Source organism: Vibrio chemaguriensis (genome assembly GCF_012275705.1).
Taxonomy (GTDB): domain Bacteria; phylum Pseudomonadota; class Gammaproteobacteria; order Enterobacterales; family Vibrionaceae; genus Vibrio; species Vibrio diabolicus.
The window spans coordinates 1-15,824 of sequence record NZ_SHOE01000016.1 but is presented as its reverse complement, the minus strand read 5'-3'; the positions used below and the strand labels follow the sequence as shown (position 1 = coordinate 15,824).

The 15,824-nt window shown below is 45.9% G+C and carries 17 protein-coding genes; 4 read left to right on the top strand and 13 right to left on the bottom strand.

The features are described from left to right. Positions 1 to 34 precede the first annotated feature (34 nt). The 4 genes from ubiB to rmuC all read right to left on the bottom strand — a co-directional run bounded on the left by ubiB (position 35) and on the right by rmuC (position 4,703). Positions 35 to 1,669: a ubiquinone biosynthesis regulatory protein kinase UbiB gene (gene ubiB, locus EX191_RS15410; RefSeq protein WP_006741774.1), complete on the bottom strand. Its 1,635-nt coding sequence runs from the start codon at positions 1,667 to 1,669 to the stop codon at positions 35 to 37. Beyond that, on the bottom strand, positions 1,666 to 2,301 hold the full coding sequence (locus EX191_RS15405; protein ID WP_005394440.1) for a ubiquinone biosynthesis accessory factor UbiJ: 636 nt from the start codon (positions 2,299 to 2,301) through the stop codon (positions 1,666 to 1,668). Before EX191_RS15405 ends, ubiB begins: the two co-directional genes overlap by 4 nt. An 11-nt stretch (positions 2,302 to 2,312) precedes the next feature. Continuing rightward, positions 2,313 to 3,092: a bifunctional demethylmenaquinone methyltransferase/2-methoxy-6-polyprenyl-1,4-benzoquinol methylase UbiE gene (gene ubiE / locus EX191_RS15400; RefSeq protein WP_005394436.1), complete on the bottom strand. Its 780-nt coding sequence runs from the start codon at positions 3,090 to 3,092 to the stop codon at positions 2,313 to 2,315. A 78-nt stretch (positions 3,093 to 3,170) separates the two neighbouring features. After that, on the bottom strand, positions 3,171 to 4,703 hold the full coding sequence (gene rmuC, locus EX191_RS15395; protein ID WP_005394435.1) for a DNA recombination protein RmuC: 1,533 nt from the start codon (positions 4,701 to 4,703) through the stop codon (positions 3,171 to 3,173). A 168-nt stretch (positions 4,704 to 4,871) separates the two neighbouring features. On the opposite strand from rmuC, the gene EX191_RS15390 reads away from it, so the two are divergent. Together EX191_RS15390 and EX191_RS15385 are read left to right on the top strand one after the other, a co-directional pair. After that, the gene (locus tag EX191_RS15390; protein WP_006741770.1) at positions 4,872 to 5,780 is read left to right on the top strand and encodes a DMT family transporter; all 909 of its coding nucleotides are present in this window, start codon (positions 4,872 to 4,874) and stop codon (positions 5,778 to 5,780) included. 191 nt (positions 5,781 to 5,971) lie between these two features. Beyond that, positions 5,972 to 8,419, top strand: a complete 2,448-nt coding sequence (locus EX191_RS15385; protein WP_193448009.1) for an EAL domain-containing protein — start codon at positions 5,972 to 5,974, stop codon at positions 8,417 to 8,419. Positions 8,420 to 8,437: 18 nt separating this feature from the next. Here EX191_RS15385 and EX191_RS15380 read toward each other — a convergent pair whose 3' ends face one another. From EX191_RS15380 to EX191_RS15365, 4 genes are all read right to left on the bottom strand, one after another. Continuing rightward, complete coding sequence (locus tag EX191_RS15380; protein ID WP_005394430.1) at positions 8,438 to 9,508, bottom strand: AI-2E family transporter; 1,071 nt, start codon at positions 9,506 to 9,508, stop codon at positions 8,438 to 8,440. 67 nt (positions 9,509 to 9,575) lie between these two features. Continuing rightward, the gene (locus EX191_RS15375) at positions 9,576 to 9,947 is read right to left on the bottom strand and encodes a hypothetical protein (RefSeq protein ID WP_243238742.1); all 372 of its coding nucleotides are present in this window, start codon (positions 9,945 to 9,947) and stop codon (positions 9,576 to 9,578) included. Beyond that, a complete protein-coding gene (locus tag EX191_RS15370) occupies positions 9,892 to 10,404 on the bottom strand; it encodes a hypothetical protein (RefSeq protein ID WP_193448008.1) in 513 nt (170 codons plus the stop codon). The genes EX191_RS15375 and EX191_RS15370 overlap by 56 nt, the downstream gene beginning before the upstream one ends. Before the next feature lie 46 nt (positions 10,405 to 10,450). Beyond that, a complete protein-coding gene (locus EX191_RS15365; protein ID WP_193448007.1) occupies positions 10,451 to 10,699 on the bottom strand; it encodes a hypothetical protein in 249 nt (82 codons plus the stop codon). A 363-nt stretch (positions 10,700 to 11,062) separates the two neighbouring features. Here EX191_RS15365 and EX191_RS15360 point away from each other — a divergent pair, with 363 nt between their 5' ends. Continuing rightward, positions 11,063 to 11,500 (top strand): DUF2383 domain-containing protein, encoded by a 438-nt coding sequence (locus EX191_RS15360; protein WP_005394423.1) that lies wholly within the window; start codon positions 11,063 to 11,065, stop codon positions 11,498 to 11,500. Positions 11,501 to 11,655: 155 nt separating this feature from the next. Then, complete coding sequence (locus EX191_RS15355; protein WP_005379193.1) at positions 11,656 to 12,054, top strand: hypothetical protein; 399 nt, start codon at positions 11,656 to 11,658, stop codon at positions 12,052 to 12,054. Between the two features lie 205 nt (positions 12,055 to 12,259). Here the strand turns inward: EX191_RS15355 and EX191_RS15350 are convergent, their stop codons facing one another. The 5 genes from EX191_RS15350 to EX191_RS15330 form a co-directional block, all read right to left on the bottom strand. Continuing rightward, entirely contained in the window at positions 12,260 to 13,918 is a 1,659-nt protein-coding gene (locus EX191_RS15350) for a diacylglycerol kinase family protein (RefSeq protein WP_047009375.1), read from the bottom strand. 142 nt (positions 13,919 to 14,060) lie between these two features. After that, positions 14,061 to 14,492, bottom strand: a complete 432-nt coding sequence (locus tag EX191_RS15345; protein WP_193448006.1) for a hemerythrin domain-containing protein — start codon at positions 14,490 to 14,492, stop codon at positions 14,061 to 14,063. 103 nt (positions 14,493 to 14,595) lie between these two features. Then, positions 14,596 to 14,793 (bottom strand): hypothetical protein, encoded by a 198-nt coding sequence (locus EX191_RS15340; protein ID WP_048624594.1) that lies wholly within the window; start codon positions 14,791 to 14,793, stop codon positions 14,596 to 14,598. An 8-nt stretch (positions 14,794 to 14,801) separates the two neighbouring features. Continuing rightward, a complete protein-coding gene (locus EX191_RS15335; RefSeq protein WP_012841233.1) occupies positions 14,802 to 14,978 on the bottom strand; it encodes a DUF1328 family protein in 177 nt (58 codons plus the stop codon). A gap of 45 nt (positions 14,979 to 15,023) precedes the next feature. Further along, a complete protein-coding gene (locus tag EX191_RS15330; protein ID WP_047009372.1) occupies positions 15,024 to 15,575 on the bottom strand; it encodes a BON domain-containing protein in 552 nt (183 codons plus the stop codon). Positions 15,576 to 15,824: the final 249 nt, after the last annotated feature.

The window sequence follows — 15,824 nt, the reverse complement described above, 5'->3', positions numbered from 1 at the left end:
TTAAATAAACAAAAATATTTCAAGAGTTTAACGTCTATTGACGATAAGCTCGCCAACTAAGCAGCCAAAATGTGACACCTGCGATACCGCTGGCCAACGAAAGCTGCTCAAAAGCATTGTTCACCAATATTGCCGAGCATACGACTAAAGTGGCGCCAACGCCAAATAAAAACTTTCCTGTCGCCTGCTGGCGCTTGCTCTGACGATACCCTTGGTAAAGCTGATCCATGCGTTGGTTCATCGCTTTACCTTGTTTCAGGCTATCGTAAAGCAGCTCTGGCAGTTCCGGTAACTTCTCTGCCCAAAATGGTGCGCGATCTTTAATCGCATTCACCAAAGCTTGCGGCCCAACTTGATTCATCATCCATTCTTCAAGGAATGGTTTTGCGGTCTCCCACAAATCAAGCTGAGGGTACAGCTGCCTACCAAGACCTTCCACGTACAGCAGCGTTTTTTGCAGCAATACAAGCTGTGGCTGAACCTCCATGTTGAATCGACGTGCCGTGTTGAACAAATTCAACAACACATGACCAAAGGAGATTTCGCACAGTGGCTTAGCAAAAATAGGCTCACACACAATACGAATCGCGAACTCAAACTCATCGACATTGGTATCGGCAGGCACCCATCCTGAGTCCACATGTAACTCCGCCACTCGGCGGTAGTCTCGATTGAAAAACGCCAGAAAGTTTTCCGCCAGATAACGCTTGTCTTCACTATTAAGTGTACCAACGATTCCGCAATCTAGCCCGATCCACATTGGGTTCTCTGGATGTTCGGGTTTGACGAACACGTTCCCCGGATGCATATCGGCATGGAAGAAGCTGTCTCGGAACACCTGAGTGAAGAACACACTCACGCCGCGCTCCGCGAGCAATTTCATATTGGTGCCATTTGCTTTCAAGCCATCAATATCAGAGACTTGAATGCCATATATTCGCTCAGAAACCATGACAGTTTCATTACTGAAGTCAGGAAAAACTTCAGGAACATACAATTCTTCGCTGCCTTCAAAGTTGCGGCGCAACTGAATGGCATTCGCCGCTTCACGTCGTAAGTCGAGTTCATCAAGCAATGTTTTCTCGTACTCACGTACAACTTCAACTGGTTTCAAACGACGTGCTTCAGGCATCGCTCCGGCGACTATACGCGCCATTCGGTGCATCAGTTTTAGATCTGAATCAATGACCGGGCGAATATCTGGGCGGATAACCTTTAATACCACTTCTTGGTTAGAGTCTTTTAAACGCGCAGTATGCACCTGAGCAATCGATGCTGACGCCAGTGGTTTGATATCAAACTCGGTAAACCAGTTTTCTAACGGGCCACCTAATGCTTGCTCCATCTGCTTTTTTGCTAGCTCACCATCAAATGGCGCCACTTGGTCTTGAAGCAAAGCCAGGGGATCAGCAATGTGCGGAGGAAATAAGTCACGGCGCGTTGACATCATCTGACCGAACTTAATCCAAACTGGCCCCAGCTCTTGCAACGCTAAACGCAGGCGCTCACCAAGTGGTTTTTCTGGATGCTTGTTCTTAATCCAGAACAAGCTTTTGCGCAGTAATAACGGAGCTTTGGTCAGTTGGTGATCGGGAAGCAGCTCATCTAAGCCGTATTCCAGTTGTACTTTGGCGATGTGGTATAAGCGCTTTAGTTCTGCTGGCGTCATGGTTTCTCCAATGCAGGCTTATCTGCATCCAGCTTATTCAGCAAAGCAGTCAAGCGTGCTTCAACGCGAGAAGCTTGGCTGCGAACCTCATCAACCTGGTCGCAAAAATACGCCACTTCTAGAGGAGCAGGTGCCAACTTCCACTCTTCAGTCACTACTTGCGCAAGATGACGCTGGTGTTTCTCTGCTTGAGATGCGAGGAAGTTGCCTATGTTTTTTGAACCTTGCACAAAGGTATGTGCGGCGACATCGCCAGTCACGCGAGACAACCACTCTTCAACATCTGGCTTGCAATCCACCATCAACTGAGAGAATTTCTGCGCCAATTGAATATCGCCTTCAAGCTCAAGTTTATCTTGTTTAATAAGGCGAGTGATGTTGGCCTGGTCACGCAGCTCTGGCAACACGCTCAAGTTGAGCGATAAGTAGCAGTTAGGCTGCCCTTCGTAATGACCGAGCACATCAATTTGCTGACTAAAAACGAACGTCAGTGTTTTATTGATCTCTTTCAGGTGAACTTGAATAACTTGACCTTTTAGACGCGCTAAACGACGACCCAATGCAGGGTCGTCTTTGATCAGAGTATTCAGTGACGTTTCAATCACAGCGGTGATAAGTGGTTCAAATGGCATGCCGTTAACCCTTAGAATTTATAACCGCGATGCAAAGCCACAATACCACCAGTTAAGTTGTAGTATTTGGTGTTTTCAAAACCTGCGTCTTGCATCATGCCTTCCAGCGTTTCTTGGTCTGGATGCATACGGATTGACTCCGCTAGGTAGCGGTAACTCTCTGAGTCATTCGCAACTAGCTCACCGATTCTCGGCAACAAGTGGAATGAATATGCGTCGTATACTTTCGATAACGGCTCTAGCACTGGTTTCGAAAATTCTAGCACCAATAGACGGCCCCCTGGCTTCAATACGCGGAACATTGAACGAAGCGCTTTGTCTTTGTCAGTCACATTACGCAAACAAAAACTGATGGTGATGGCATCAAAATAATCATCTGGGAACGGCAGCTCTTCTGCGTTGGCTTGAACGTAATGCACGTTACCCACAATACCGTTGTCACGCAGTTTATCGCGACCAACGTTAAGCATTGAATTATTGATATCAGCAAGGATGACATGGCCTTCATCGCCAACAATGCGCGAGAATTTCGCCGTTAAATCACCCGTACCACCACCTAGGTCAAGAATACGTTGGCCAGGGCGAGCGCCACTACAATCGATAGTGAAGCGCTTCCAAAGGCGGTGAATACCACCAGACATCAGGTCATTCATGATGTCGTATTTTGTTGCCACGGAGTGGAATACTTCGGCAACCTTGGTCACTTTTTCGTCTTTTGCCACTGTAGAGAAACCAAAGTGGGTGGTTTCATTCTCTAACGCTGTATTGGATTGCAAACTTGTGTCCGTCATTCTAATTCCTCTTAGGCAGCGCTTTCTCTCTGCGGGGCGTTTGCTGACAAATAAAATCGCCCACTGCACTGCGGGCGATTAGTTTACTTTATCCTCAGCCGGATGTCTTTCTACTAACGGGTCATTTTCTGAAAATGAATCACTCTGCGCTAACTGTGCGAGGTCAGAAGAAATTGGTCGTTTGATTTCAACCCCAAGGTGCTTAAAGCTTTCGGCTTGACGAATCACATTCCCGCGCCCTGTGGCAAGCTTGTTCATTGCGCCTTGATAGCTTTGATTCGCCTTATCCAGCGCACCGCCGAGCCCTTCCATGTCGTCCACAAACAATCGTAATTTGTCGTAGAGTTTTGTCGCGCGCTGCGCAATCATTTTGGCGTTTTCATTCTGGCGTTCATTGCGCCATAGATTATCAATGGTGCGCAGTGCCACCAGCAACGTTGTTGGGCTCACCAAAATGATGTTTTGCTCCATCGCGTCTTTGATCAAACTTGGATCGGCTTGAATCGCGACTTGGAAAGCAGGCTCAACCGGAATAAACATCAGCACATAGTCCAAACTCTGAATACCTTTGAGTTTGTGGTAGTCCTTCATGCTTAAACCCTTAATGTGAGCACGCAGTGCGGCTAAGTGCGCACTCAAAGCCTGATCTCGCTCGGCATCAGTTTCGGCGTTGAAATAGCGCTCATAGGCGACCAGCGCCATTTTGGAATCCACAACCACTTGTTTGTTTTGTGGGAGATGAACAATCACATCAGGTTGGTAGCGCTTGCCTGCTTCATTTTGCAAATTCACCTGAGTCTGATATTCGTGCCCTTCACGTAAGCCAGACTCGGCAAGCACCCTAGCGAGCACCACTTCGCCCCAGTTACCTTGCTGCTTGTTGTCCCCTTTCAACGCTTGGGTCAAATTAACCGCTTCGCGCGTCATTTGCTCATTCAAACGTTGCAGGTTTTTGAGCTCATGCACTAAGGTATGGCGCTCTTTAGCTTCTTGGCTAAAGCTGTCATTAACGTGCTTTTTGAATCCTTCTAGCTGCTCTCGGAGCGGTGACAACAAACCTTCCAAACTCTGACGGTTTTGCAAGTCGACCTTCGCGGTTTTTTCTTCAAACAGTTGGTTGGCCAAGTGCTCAAATTGCTGTTTCAGGCGCGCTTCCGCTTGCTCTAGAATTTGCAGTTTTTCGGCATTGGCTTGGTTGATTTGCTCATGACGTGCTTGCTGCTCACGTAGTTGCGTTTCTAAACGTGATTTGTGCTCACGCATCTGACCAAGCTCATCAAAGTATTGCTGGCGCTCTTGCTTTACAGCCTCGAAGTAACGCAGTTTTTCCATTGCGGCCATCAGCTTTCCGTGTGTTTGGCGTACTTCAAACGCAGCTTTATCGCGCTCATCATCTAATTCATCCAACTCTTGCTGGGCATCAGCAAGGCTTTGTTTAACCTGTTCAAGCTGCTGTTGGTGAAGCTGCTTTTCTGAAACAAGTTGTTGTTCGAGAAGCTGAGTTTGGGTGATAAAACGTTGTTTCACCCACCAACCGACGGCGACACCACTAAGCGTGGCAGCGCAAAGAGAAGAGAGAATGAGAGATTGGTACTCAAGAATCCATTGCATAATAGCGAGTTAGCCTGTGTTTTGTATCTATAACAATGGTATTTAGACACTGGATAAATGTCCAGTTTGTTGGATGAAAAATCCTCGCATACACTAGGCCTTCCTATAATATTCTTTCTTCCGCTCAAATTAACTGAACCGAGCGGCACATCATCACGCAGAGGCATCATGAACGAGCGTCGCGCCCTAGGATTTGGGCTCTCAGCAGTATTACTTTGGTCTACCGTTGCAACCGCATTTAAACTCACGTTGGCAGAATTTACGCCAATCCAAATGCTGTGCATTGCCAGTATCGTCTCTGCGATTGCGCTGACGATAATCTGTGGTGTGCAAGGCAAGTTGGGCCAGTTAAGTGCCACCTTCCTCTCAAACCCTTGGTATTACCTACTGCTTGGGTTGATTAACCCCTTGGCGTATTACGTCATTCTCTTTAAAGCGTATGACTTGCTGCCTGCATCCCAAGCCCAAGCGATCAACTACAGCTGGGCCATTACCTTGACGCTAATGGCTGCTGTTTTCTTAGGGCAGAAGATCCGAGCTAAAGATTGGCTCGCTTGCGGTTTTAGCTATGTAGGCGTGATTGTGATTGCCACGCAGGGCAATGTTCTCGGCATGCAATTCGAGAGCCCGTTGGGCGTGGGACTGGCGCTGCTATCGACACTGTTGTGGGCTGGTTACTGGATTTTAAACACCAAAAATAAGGCCGACCCTGTGGTTGGTGTATTACTTGGTTTTTTGGTCGCTATTCCATTTGCCATTGGTTTAAGTATTTATGAAGGTGCGAGCTGGCAGGCAATCTCAATTAAAGGCTGGGCAGCGGTGACGTATGTCGGGCTATTTGAAATGGGGATTACTTTCGTCCTATGGCTAAGCGCCCTCAAATCGACGCAAAACACAGCCCGCATCAGTAATCTGATCTTTGCTTCGCCATTCATCTCACTGATGCTATTGGCAACCATCATTGGTGAAGAAATTCATCCATCAACCTTGATTGGTTTAATACTGATCATCAGTGGATTAGTGGTCCAACAAGTATCGTGGGGTAAAAAAACCAAAGCCATGAGCACTTCTCAATGATGAACAAAAAACCTCAATAAACGATGCAATGAGTTGGATAAAAAAGAGATATAGCTAACAGTTTAATGATAGAAAGCGCCTTACGCTGCTGGGAATTACCTAAGCGTTGGATACGATACCAACACGGCCCAATAGCTTAAGCTAGATTCTAATACCACTATCTTTGGGCGCTTCAGGACACGTTATTAATTATGTTTCGCTTCGCTATTCCTTCGCCTTTGATGGCAGACTGGCAACAGGCTCTGCAACAATGCTGTGATGCTACTCAAGCTCAGGGACAACTTTATACTCTGAGCGATACCCAGCAGTGGCTATCAACTGAGGTGTCCACCTCGGTTCAAAATCATTGCGCTATCGTCGAAGTGGTAGTGCAAGTTGCCGATCAATTTAAACCGACAGACTTGACGATAAGCCACACATCCTTTGGACAGCAAACCTTGAGCATAGGTCCAATTTGGCTACCAAATGGCGATCTGTTTGCCGTATTAGCGCTAACTCACCCTGACGATCAAATCACGGTAGTGTCTGCTTGGCTGAGTGCATTAGTGGGGCGAATGAGCTTTGATGTCAGCTCACACTACCAGCAAGAACGAACACGCCATCAAACTGCAGCGACCACACCATTACCGACGCTGCAAGAGTTTATCGACTGTCTTGAAGACCATATTTGGATAAAAGGCATGGATGGTCTTTATTCGATGACCAACCGAAGCGTAGAAAATGCGTGGCAAAAGACCAACAGTGAGATCATCGGCAAAGACGATTTCGCACTGTTTAGCCACGAACGAGCCGAGAAGTTCATTGAGGCCGATAACTTGGTCGTGGCGACAGGCACGCTGAATATCGTCGAAGAATGCCGCCAAATTGATGAAAACAATAACCCAACTTGGCTAGAAACCATTAAGTCTCCTGTCCGTGATAATGACGGTAACTTAATTGGCATTCTGGGCATGACGCGCAACATCACACGCCGGAAAATGGTCGAAACGCAACTCTCATTGGCGTCCAAAATTTTTAATAACTCACAAGAAGGCATGGTCATTACTGATCGCAATGCCAACATCATTGATGTAAACACAGCCTTTACCCAAATCACCGGCTATCGCTCTGAAGAGGTGATTGGAAAGAACCCCAGAATTCTGCGCTCAGGTCATCATGACCAAGGCTTCTATAAACAGTTGTGGCATCAGCTCGAAACCAAAGGTCAATGGAAAGGCGAGTTCATCAACCGAAAGAAAGATGGCAGCATTTACCCACAGTTAGCGACCATTAGTGCCGTAATGGACGATAAAAATCATCTCATTAACTACATCTGTGTATTTGAAGATATTTCCGTGCGTAAAGCACACGAAGAAAAACTGCAGCGCATGGCCTTTTATGATCCGTTAACGAATCTACCTAATCGCACCCATTTACTTAGCTTGCTTGAGCAACACATTGAAACCGGGCACAAGAACCAACAGACGTTTGCCACCCTATTTCTGGATATCGACCATTTTAAACACATCAACGATAGCATGGGTCACTTTTGTGGTGATCAGTTGCTGTCTAAGTTGGCTATCCGTCTGCAAGATATTCTTCACTTAAATGCGCATGTGGCTCGTATTGGCGGCGATGAGTTCGTGATCATTTTGCCGGACGTCCACAGTGATGTGGCTTTACTGGAAACCGTCGGCGATATTCTCAGCGTTTTCCAACAACCGTTCGACTTGGCAAATCACGATTCACTGCGCGTCTCGACCAGTATTGGCATAGCCTTATATCCAAGAGACGGCCAAGACAGCGAAACCTTACTCAAAAACGCTGATACGGCGATGTACTTAGCGAAGAAAAATGGGCGCAACGGCTACGCGTTTTACTCGCCAGATTTAACCGATAAATCGGTATCTCATGTGCGCATTCAATCTGCTTTGCATCAAGCGATAGAAAAACAGCAACTTCGATTAGAGTTCCAGCCACAATATAACTTGGAGCAACATGCGATTGTTGGCGTTGAAACCTTATTACGCTGGCAGCACCCCGAATTTGGCCTTGTACCACCAGCCGACTTTATTCCAATTGCAGAAAAAACGGGGCTTATCCAAAGCATTGGCGAGTGGGTCTTGCTACACGCTTGTCAGCAAGGAAATGCTTGGCTGGAACAAGGCGTTGAGTTTGGCAGAATTGCGGTTAATGTGTCGGCATTACAGCTTCAGCAATCGAATTTCATTCAGAGATTGAGCGATATCCTCAATCAAACTGGTTTCCCTGCTCAACGGCTGGATTTGGAGATCACCGAGAGCTTTTTACTGATCGACCCTCAACAAGCCATTGCGTCGTTAAATCAACTAAGAGGGTTAGGCATCGAGATTTCTCTGGATGATTTCGGCACAGGCTATTCGTCTTTGTCTTATTTGAAAGGTTTACCCATCAATAAGCTGAAAATTGACCGCTCGTTTGTCAGTGATGTACCCAGCAACAGCGATAGCAATGCGATTGTGAATGCGATTATCGCCATGGGCAAAACACTGTCATTGAAAGTCGTAGCAGAAGGAATAGAAACTCAGGAGCAAGCCGATTACTTGTTCGAAAAAGGCTGTGTTTACGGTCAAGGGTATCTTTTTAGCCAGCCAGTAAGTGCGGAAAAACTTTTTCGTTGAGCCAGCTTGTAGCCCAAGTCATTCTCGTGGAGCCACATCCTCGGGGATGGTTTGGCTTGGTTGACTTTGAGTTGATTGACACAGCTCCAGACGCTCAACCAAAATATTAATGCAGACCAATAGCGGTACACCGATTAAGAGCCCCATACCGCCCCAAAGCCAACCCCAGAACACGAGCCAAACGAAGATCACTAACGGATTTAAATTGAATCTTTTCCCTAATAACGTTGGCGTGACAAACTGACTTTCAATCAAGTTGATCAACAAATAGATAGACACCACAGTGAGCATAAAACTGACCGACTCCAACTGCAGATAAGCCACAAAACCGAAACTCACCATGGAGATGACTGGGCCGAGATACGGCGCAAAATTCATCACGCCAGCAAACGCACCCCACAAGAACGGGTCCTCAAGGCCTAAAACAAAAAACACCGCTCCAACACTCAACCCAAGTCCCGCATTCACCAACGTGATAGTGCCAATGTATCGAGATAGGTCTTTCTGTAGTGCTTTGACCAGTTCAATCGCTTGGCGCTGCTTGGCAAACCCATGCAAGTACGACACTGACTTTCGAAATAAGCTACGTCCGTGATTGAGCATAAAATACACCATAAACAGCACGATCATCGCTTGTGTCAAAATGGTCGGCGTCGTGGTCGCGAGTGTCTTCACCAAAGAAAATACGGTGTTATTCCCGACCTCATCCATACCCATATCGCTGGCAATATTCAGCGGCGTATTAAGGTGATCCGCCGAGGCTTGAGTCACTTCACTCACTTCTTGCGACACATTTTTCACGATACTGGGTAGTTCAGACCACCACTGCTTAGCTGGCTCCGACATGGCAGCAAGGCCAATAATTGAAGCACCAACCAAGAATGACAGAGTCACCACGACGGTAATCGCGCGCGGTAAACCTTTGTCTTCAAGATAATTAATGAAAGGACTGCATAACAGCGAAATAAAGGTACTAAGCACAATAGGTAACAAGATTGGCTTAGCAAAATACAGCCCAGGAACGAGCAATAAGACAAGAAGGGTTGCACCAATCGCGGTGTTGGCAGGGATGTTCAATTTCGCTGTCATAAAAAGGCTCAAGGTCGGTAGGAATGATTATCGGCGAAAGCCGTTATTGGGGTTGCTCGACTTCTGCTTATGTCGCGGTCTCTTCTGTCGAAGCAGTATTGCTTGCTTGTGGTTCTACATTTTGACCTTGTTCTACGCCCGACTGGTTAGAAGACGCGGCCCTAACTGGCTTGGCAAGCGAATCCGTTAGTTCGGAGACACTACTCGCCAATAGCCCCATGGAAGAGATAGAGGAAGTCAGTCGAGACAATCGACCCGCTTTGGCAGCGGTAACAGCAACGACAGCACTAATACCTAGCGTCGTCCAAGGATTTTCTTTCACAAACTTCTTAGTGGTAAACGTGAACATTTCCATCGATAAGCAGCATTGCTCTAAAGACGCTTTACCTTCCATCCGCTTGATTCGCATGGCTCGATTGAGCTTTTGTAGCGAGCGCATCCCACCCCTCCTGCAACTGTTCTGTCGTATTTTTGAATCCAAGGAAACCAACTAAACGCTTCTGCCACCAAGCTAAAGACAGTAATGCTAAACCTAAGGACGCAATAAATACGCCCATTGCAACATACACGTTAGCGGTCAGCTGATAAGCCACCACACCAGAGGCAAGGCACAAACTGAACACGAACAATACCGACAATAAGGTAAAAACAATGGTGCACAGCAAAATCTGTCGCGCTGCGGACGCATTAACTTTCACCTCCAAGAGGAACAAATCCAACGTTGAACCCGACCACGCTTTCAGCGATTGAGTCAATTGGTCCAGTTGTGAAAGAATACTGCTCAAACCATTGATGGTTTGTTGGATATCCTGCTCTTCGGCCCCACTTGGGGCTCGACCGCTGTCTGCTGCGGCCGAGCCTGGTTGCTGGTTGGTGACTTGTCCGGAGTTATTCATTGGAACCCTCGCCTTCTGTTATGTGGCTTAATCCGTTGGACCGTGATTATTTGATCAGCTTCGAAACCGCCCAACCCGCAAGGAAGGCACAACCAATGCTCAGCAATGGACGCTCCTTGATAACGTTCTCTGCCGACTTGGTCGCCTGCTGAACGTATTCCGCGCCCACATCAAATTTCTCTTTAGCTTGGTCTTTCATTGCGCCGACGGCTTCCGTCGTGGCTTGCTCCGCCAAGTGATATGCTTCTTCTAACTGCTCTTGAGGTTTTACTGTGCTTTCTTTTGTTGTAGCCATAACTAGCCTCCGTTGATGAGTTGAGTAGTAAATCAAGTGAAACAACTTTTGAACTCACTTACTCACAACAAAGCCATATCCGTGCCAAAATTATAACCATTTGTTTTTATTTGATTTTTATTTTGTTTCACGACAAACCCTTATCTGTACGTGTAATTCTTTCCAGACTTCCCCAACATTCTTGTAATTTTTTCTTAGCACCACGTCTGCAACCCTCCAATTCTTGCGCAATAAACTCATAACCAATTGATTAATAGAAAAATAACATTCATTGGCATACAACCTGCAACTAAAGATGAAACATCTGTGTTTGTTCCCCATACGTACAAACACTCCCATCACCAACCAAATCAGGAGTGAGATATGAAAAATGAAAATATCGCCTCAATCATTGAGCTTATCGAGAGCGGAAATGACATTTACAACAAGGCCATTGAGAACATTGACAACACTTCTTTGAATAATGTGTTGGTAGAACTGCTTAGAGTACGTGAGCGAGCGGTGCTTGAGCTTACTCCCTACACATTGGCAAATAACCAGGAAGACTCTGCCGACGACACTCCGGTTTCCTACACCATTAAAGCGCGTGAGGTGTACAGCGATGTGATGAAGGAGGTGTCTTCTGACAAAGAGTCCATGTATTTGGAACAGCTCGAAGGTGTTGAAAGCAAGGTGCTCAAAGAGATCGAAAACCTAATTACTAGCCACCCAGAGCAAGCGGATAATTCGGTTCTACTGAAAGTTCGCAGTGATATCAAAAGCTGTAAAGAAAAGCTCAGCAGCATCAGCCTTATCAGCTGATCCTTAGTGGTCGCCTTTGCAATCAATCGCTGGCAGAGAAAATGGCCAACTCGTTTTGGCCATTTCTGATAAGACCACCGGCACCTCAATACAACCAAAACTAGAAAACACTAAACCGAGTAATCAACACGGTAGTCATAAATAAAGAGGTCAGTATGACATTGGATAATAATCGAGTAAGGGAGCTACTCGTAAAAATGACACACCATCGCCAAACGTGTTTGCCTCTCGTTAATCCGCAATCGCATATGACACTCGCAAGAGCGGCGTATCGATTCGTTAAAATAGAAAAAGTGATGATCAAAAAGATGGCGAAGTTGTTCTTCGACCAAGATGGTGAACAATTCATTGCAGAAAATGCCACCGAATACGGCGTTGCCGAATTAGGTAATTACAAAGAAATGCATTTCATGAACAAGTTGTTGTTAGATGATTTAAAAGCGTTACTCAGAGCCATTGACGACACTAACTTAACGGCGCTTGTTTCTTACTGGTTAGCTGCTTTACAAGTCGAAAACGATGAAATTGAAAAGCACTTACCCCAGGGTGAGTAGTCATACTCACCCCCTTCTTCCTTTCACTTCGAGAACGATAAATAGACGCTCTCTCAGATACAAAAAATACCGATATAAAAAAAGCCGCTGCACCTACGCAGCGACCTTATTGGTTCCCTCAAAACTACGACTAAACCGGTAAACAAAGGCACGCTATAGGGCACTAGGCAAATAGCGCGTTATCCACCGCTTATCTGTTTTAAAGCTAAGCCGATTTACTTCTCCCGCTTGGGACAAATACGTTCAACGATTTTGGACGAAGCTTGATCGCTAATTGCTCATCAGAATAAAGCTCACCATCAATCACATACTCAATCGGTTTGTTCGCAGAAATAGTGACATTCTGAGCCGTCGCGTATTGAAAATGAGTCGATTCCTCCTGCGCACCTACGCTGGTTAATGTCAGATCAGACAATGCGATGAGGCGTCCACCTAAAGATTCGGTGTTATCTAAATACGTGATATGCAGCTTGCCATCGTCAGGCTGCGGAGCACCACCACCTTGCGCGAGCAACGTACTAAAAGGAGCGATGTTCGCAACGACAAAGCTATGAACTTCTAGCGTTTGTGATCCATTTTCGCGGTTTTCATCTTCAAATGGCGCATCCATCGCAACAGTCAACGTCTGCATCTCTTCCGCCACCACCGCGTTAAAAAAGCCCGTTAAGTAGGCCAATTGTCCAAAGGTGTTTTTCTCTTCTCGCTGCGCATGCTCGATCATTTTCTGCTCTAGGCCAATACCTAGGACTAACAATATAAGCCTCTGATTACACTCCGCCGTATCAATACGTTGACAGTGACCTGCTAGCAATGCTTCACACGCTTTTTCGACTGGTGAGAATTTTGCGCCAACTCCATAGAGCACATGACATAACGCATTGGCGGTTCCGAGCGGAACAATACCGAGTTTGATATCAGTACCTACCAGCTGGCTCGCCACTTCCGTCACTGTGCCATCGCCACCCGCTACGATAATTTGCTTAGCCCCACTTTCTTTTGCCTGTTGTGTTAGCTGCTCGGCGCTGAGGTCTGTCGTCGTTTGATGAATACTCAAACGATATTTTTTGGTTAGCTCACGAATCAAGTGCTGTTCGTTTTCCTCCCATTTGCCGCCACCTGCAACAGGGTTAACCACCATCCAAGTGGATTGATCCAGACCCAGTACGCCTTTTTCACTTATCGCTCGTAACGTTTTGATCTGCAATTTATTCAATCTCGCGGTACTGCGCACGTCATTGATTTTTTTCATCACAGATTCAACCGTCAGCGACGGATCTTTGCTCAGTAGATACGCCGCAACAACAAACACCGAACGACCGCGCCCTAACGCACAATGCACAACCACAGCTCGTGAGCACGAGATTTGCGTATCAATCCAGTTAATCGCATGACGCAAGCGTTCCAACGTTGGGGCTTTGTGGTCAAGTACCGGAATCGAAAGGTAATGAAACTGCTTGTCGGTCATCGCACTTTCAAGCCCAGCAAATTCTGCGGTGACATCGACAATACAAGAGATGTCATTGGATTCGAGAAAATCTAAGTCACTCTGAAATAGCCGACGGGAGAGGTATAAATTATCGCTGACTTTTTGGATAGGAGGCACGGTATCGCGCCGTCTTTCCCATGCATTATACGCTCTAGCACCCAGCAAGAAGGGGATGAATGCCCAGCGGATCCATCTGACAATCTTGCCGTCTTGGTTTTTTCTAAAAATGGAGGGAATGTCGAAAACGTAGGCTACGCTGACTAATGCTAAAGAAAGAGATACCCACAAGAACAACAGGCTAACCATGATTTGGGGAATATAAATAGCGGCCAATAAACTGATCAGAGCGCCAAGAATATAATATTTGATGATAAACATTCGCTCTCCTTGCCTTCAGCGAGTGCGCTTTTTTAGTGAAAGTGAGAATAAGCTGGTTTTAGTTTAGGCTAATTAGCTTGGTAAACGCTTTGATTGGGCCCCTTCCCGTGCCGAAATGGCACGAAAAGGACCAATACTCCACCTAACTAGCCATTTCTTCGACGTAGCTATCCGCTAGTTTCATTTTCTGCTGATCGGTCATCACCTTACCGGCCAATTGGAAAAAACGATGCTCTTCTTCTTCGAGGTGGTGCAATACTTTGTGACGCAAAGTTTTCATGAGGTTGAGCCATCCTGGCGAGCTCATGTCGGTTGCATCAAGCTGTGCAATCACTTTATCAATCTCGTGGTGCTCTGCGATGCCATGACGAGTAAGATCGATGGTTTTATCGCTCTCGATTAAAGGCGCGTAGAAAAAGCGCTCTTCTGCGGCGGCGTGCTGTTCGAGTTCATCCTTAAGATTGTGATAAAACTCTTCGCGTGCAGGGGAATCTCCAGACGTTTCCATCAGAGCATCGAGTAAAAGGCGCTGCTTTTCATGACTCTCTTTTAGTACATCAAATATGTTTTTCATCTTTGACTCCTCATCTGATTGTAAACACTTGGGATAAAAGGAAGGGCGGTGATTGACCGCCCTTCTCTTACATTGCTGTGAACAAAAAGCTGACCTGACTCGACTAACAATCTTGGTCTTCTGCGTTCAAGTTCTCTTTAATATTTTCACACTCATCTTCAATCGCATTTTGAGTTTCTTCGGCGGCTTCATCTATCTTCTTGCCTGCCTGTTCCATTGGCCCTTCTTCACTACAAGCAGCCAGTGCGAACACCAAACCAAATACTGCGGCGATACGGTAAATTAATGACGTAAGTCGCATGAAATCTCCTATCTATTTACGTTTTTTCTTCCTAGCAGAACAATCACTATTGATACAATTAATGACAATAGGAATAGGTAAAATATCACTTGCGCGATAGAGGCCGCCGCCCCTGCAATACCAGTAAAACCTAGTAGTGCAGAAACCAGTGCCAAAGCCAGAAAAATAAACATCCAACGAACCATAGTGTTACCTCCTAATAAAATTGGGTTAGGTCACTCGGCTCGTTATTATTGAACCACTTCTAGCTTATCAATCACCTTATTTACATCATTGGTATTATTTGCAATTGAAAGTGCAAGATCATGCTCCGCATCTGAATTAACCTTACCTGCCAACGTTACCGTTTTACGTTCCGTCGTTACATCAATGTCCGTACCACTTACATTGGTATCCATCAGTAGGCGCGTTTTAACTATAGTCGTGATTTTAGAGTCGGTCAGTGTGGCTAATGCCTCTGAATCGGTTTCTTTCTTACCTTCATTCACCACTGACAATTCGTTATTTACTTCTTTCACACCATCAAGACCTGTTACAAGCTCTTCGGCAAGCGATTTTTCAAGGTCATTGTTTACCGAACCAGAAAGGGTAACTACCTGATTTTCAACATCGGTGTTGATATCAAAAGAGTTAAGGTTACTGTTTAGCAGCAGCGTCGTTTCGGCTTTACCATCTAGCCAAGCGTCCATGGATTCTTTTTCCCATTTATCACTCGCTAAGACTGCTGTAGATGAAGTAGCAAGAACTGACGTAAGTACAATTTTAGCTGCGATGTTATTCATGGTAATTCTCCTTTATTGACGTTGTATTCCCATAGGAGCAAACCATGTGCCAAGTTTGTAACTTGTTATTTTTAAAGCTGTCTCTTATACACATCTGACGCTGCCGACGAATAGCCTTGTGTAGATCTCGGGGGTGTCCGTATCATTAAAAAAAAAAAAATAAAAAAACAAAAAAACACTAATGACTACGTGATTATGTACCGGAAATGAGTAGCACCGTTGACATGAGGACACAGAACGCGACACTGC

Bases quoted from the DNA above. Each gene is read 5' to 3' on its own strand.
- ubiB (WP_006741774.1), bottom strand. From the start codon at position 1,669: ATGACGCCAGCAGAACTAAAGCGCTTATACCACATCGCCAAAGTACAA.
- EX191_RS15405 (WP_005394440.1), bottom strand. From the start codon at position 2,301: ATGCCATTTGAACCACTTATCACCGCTGTGATTGAAACGTCACTGAAT.
- ubiE (WP_005394436.1), bottom strand. From the start codon at position 3,092: ATGACGGACACAAGTTTGCAATCCAATACAGCGTTAGAGAATGAAACC.
- rmuC (WP_005394435.1), bottom strand. From the start codon at position 4,703: ATGCAATGGATTCTTGAGTACCAATCTCTCATTCTCTCTTCTCTTTGC.
- EX191_RS15390 (WP_006741770.1), top strand. From the start codon at position 4,872: ATGAACGAGCGTCGCGCCCTAGGATTTGGGCTCTCAGCAGTATTACTT.
- EX191_RS15385 (WP_193448009.1), top strand. From the start codon at position 5,972: ATGTTTCGCTTCGCTATTCCTTCGCCTTTGATGGCAGACTGGCAACAG.
- EX191_RS15380 (WP_005394430.1), bottom strand. From the start codon at position 9,508: ATGACAGCGAAATTGAACATCCCTGCCAACACCGCGATTGGTGCAACC.
- EX191_RS15375 (WP_243238742.1), bottom strand. From the start codon at position 9,947: ATGCGCTCGCTACAAAAGCTCAATCGAGCCATGCGAATCAAGCGGATG.
- EX191_RS15370 (WP_193448008.1), bottom strand. From the start codon at position 10,404: ATGAATAACTCCGGACAAGTCACCAACCAGCAACCAGGCTCGGCCGCA.
- EX191_RS15365 (WP_193448007.1), bottom strand. From the start codon at position 10,699: ATGGCTACAACAAAAGAAAGCACAGTAAAACCTCAAGAGCAGTTAGAA.
- EX191_RS15360 (WP_005394423.1), top strand. From the start codon at position 11,063: ATGAAAAATGAAAATATCGCCTCAATCATTGAGCTTATCGAGAGCGGA.
- EX191_RS15355 (WP_005379193.1), top strand. From the start codon at position 11,656: ATGACATTGGATAATAATCGAGTAAGGGAGCTACTCGTAAAAATGACA.
- EX191_RS15350 (WP_047009375.1), bottom strand. From the start codon at position 13,918: ATGTTTATCATCAAATATTATATTCTTGGCGCTCTGATCAGTTTATTG.
- EX191_RS15345 (WP_193448006.1), bottom strand. From the start codon at position 14,492: ATGAAAAACATATTTGATGTACTAAAAGAGAGTCATGAAAAGCAGCGC.
- EX191_RS15340 (WP_048624594.1), bottom strand. From the start codon at position 14,793: ATGCGACTTACGTCATTAATTTACCGTATCGCCGCAGTATTTGGTTTG.
- EX191_RS15335 (WP_012841233.1), bottom strand. From the start codon at position 14,978: ATGGTTCGTTGGATGTTTATTTTTCTGGCTTTGGCACTGGTTTCTGCA.
- EX191_RS15330 (WP_047009372.1), bottom strand. From the start codon at position 15,575: ATGAATAACATCGCAGCTAAAATTGTACTTACGTCAGTTCTTGCTACT.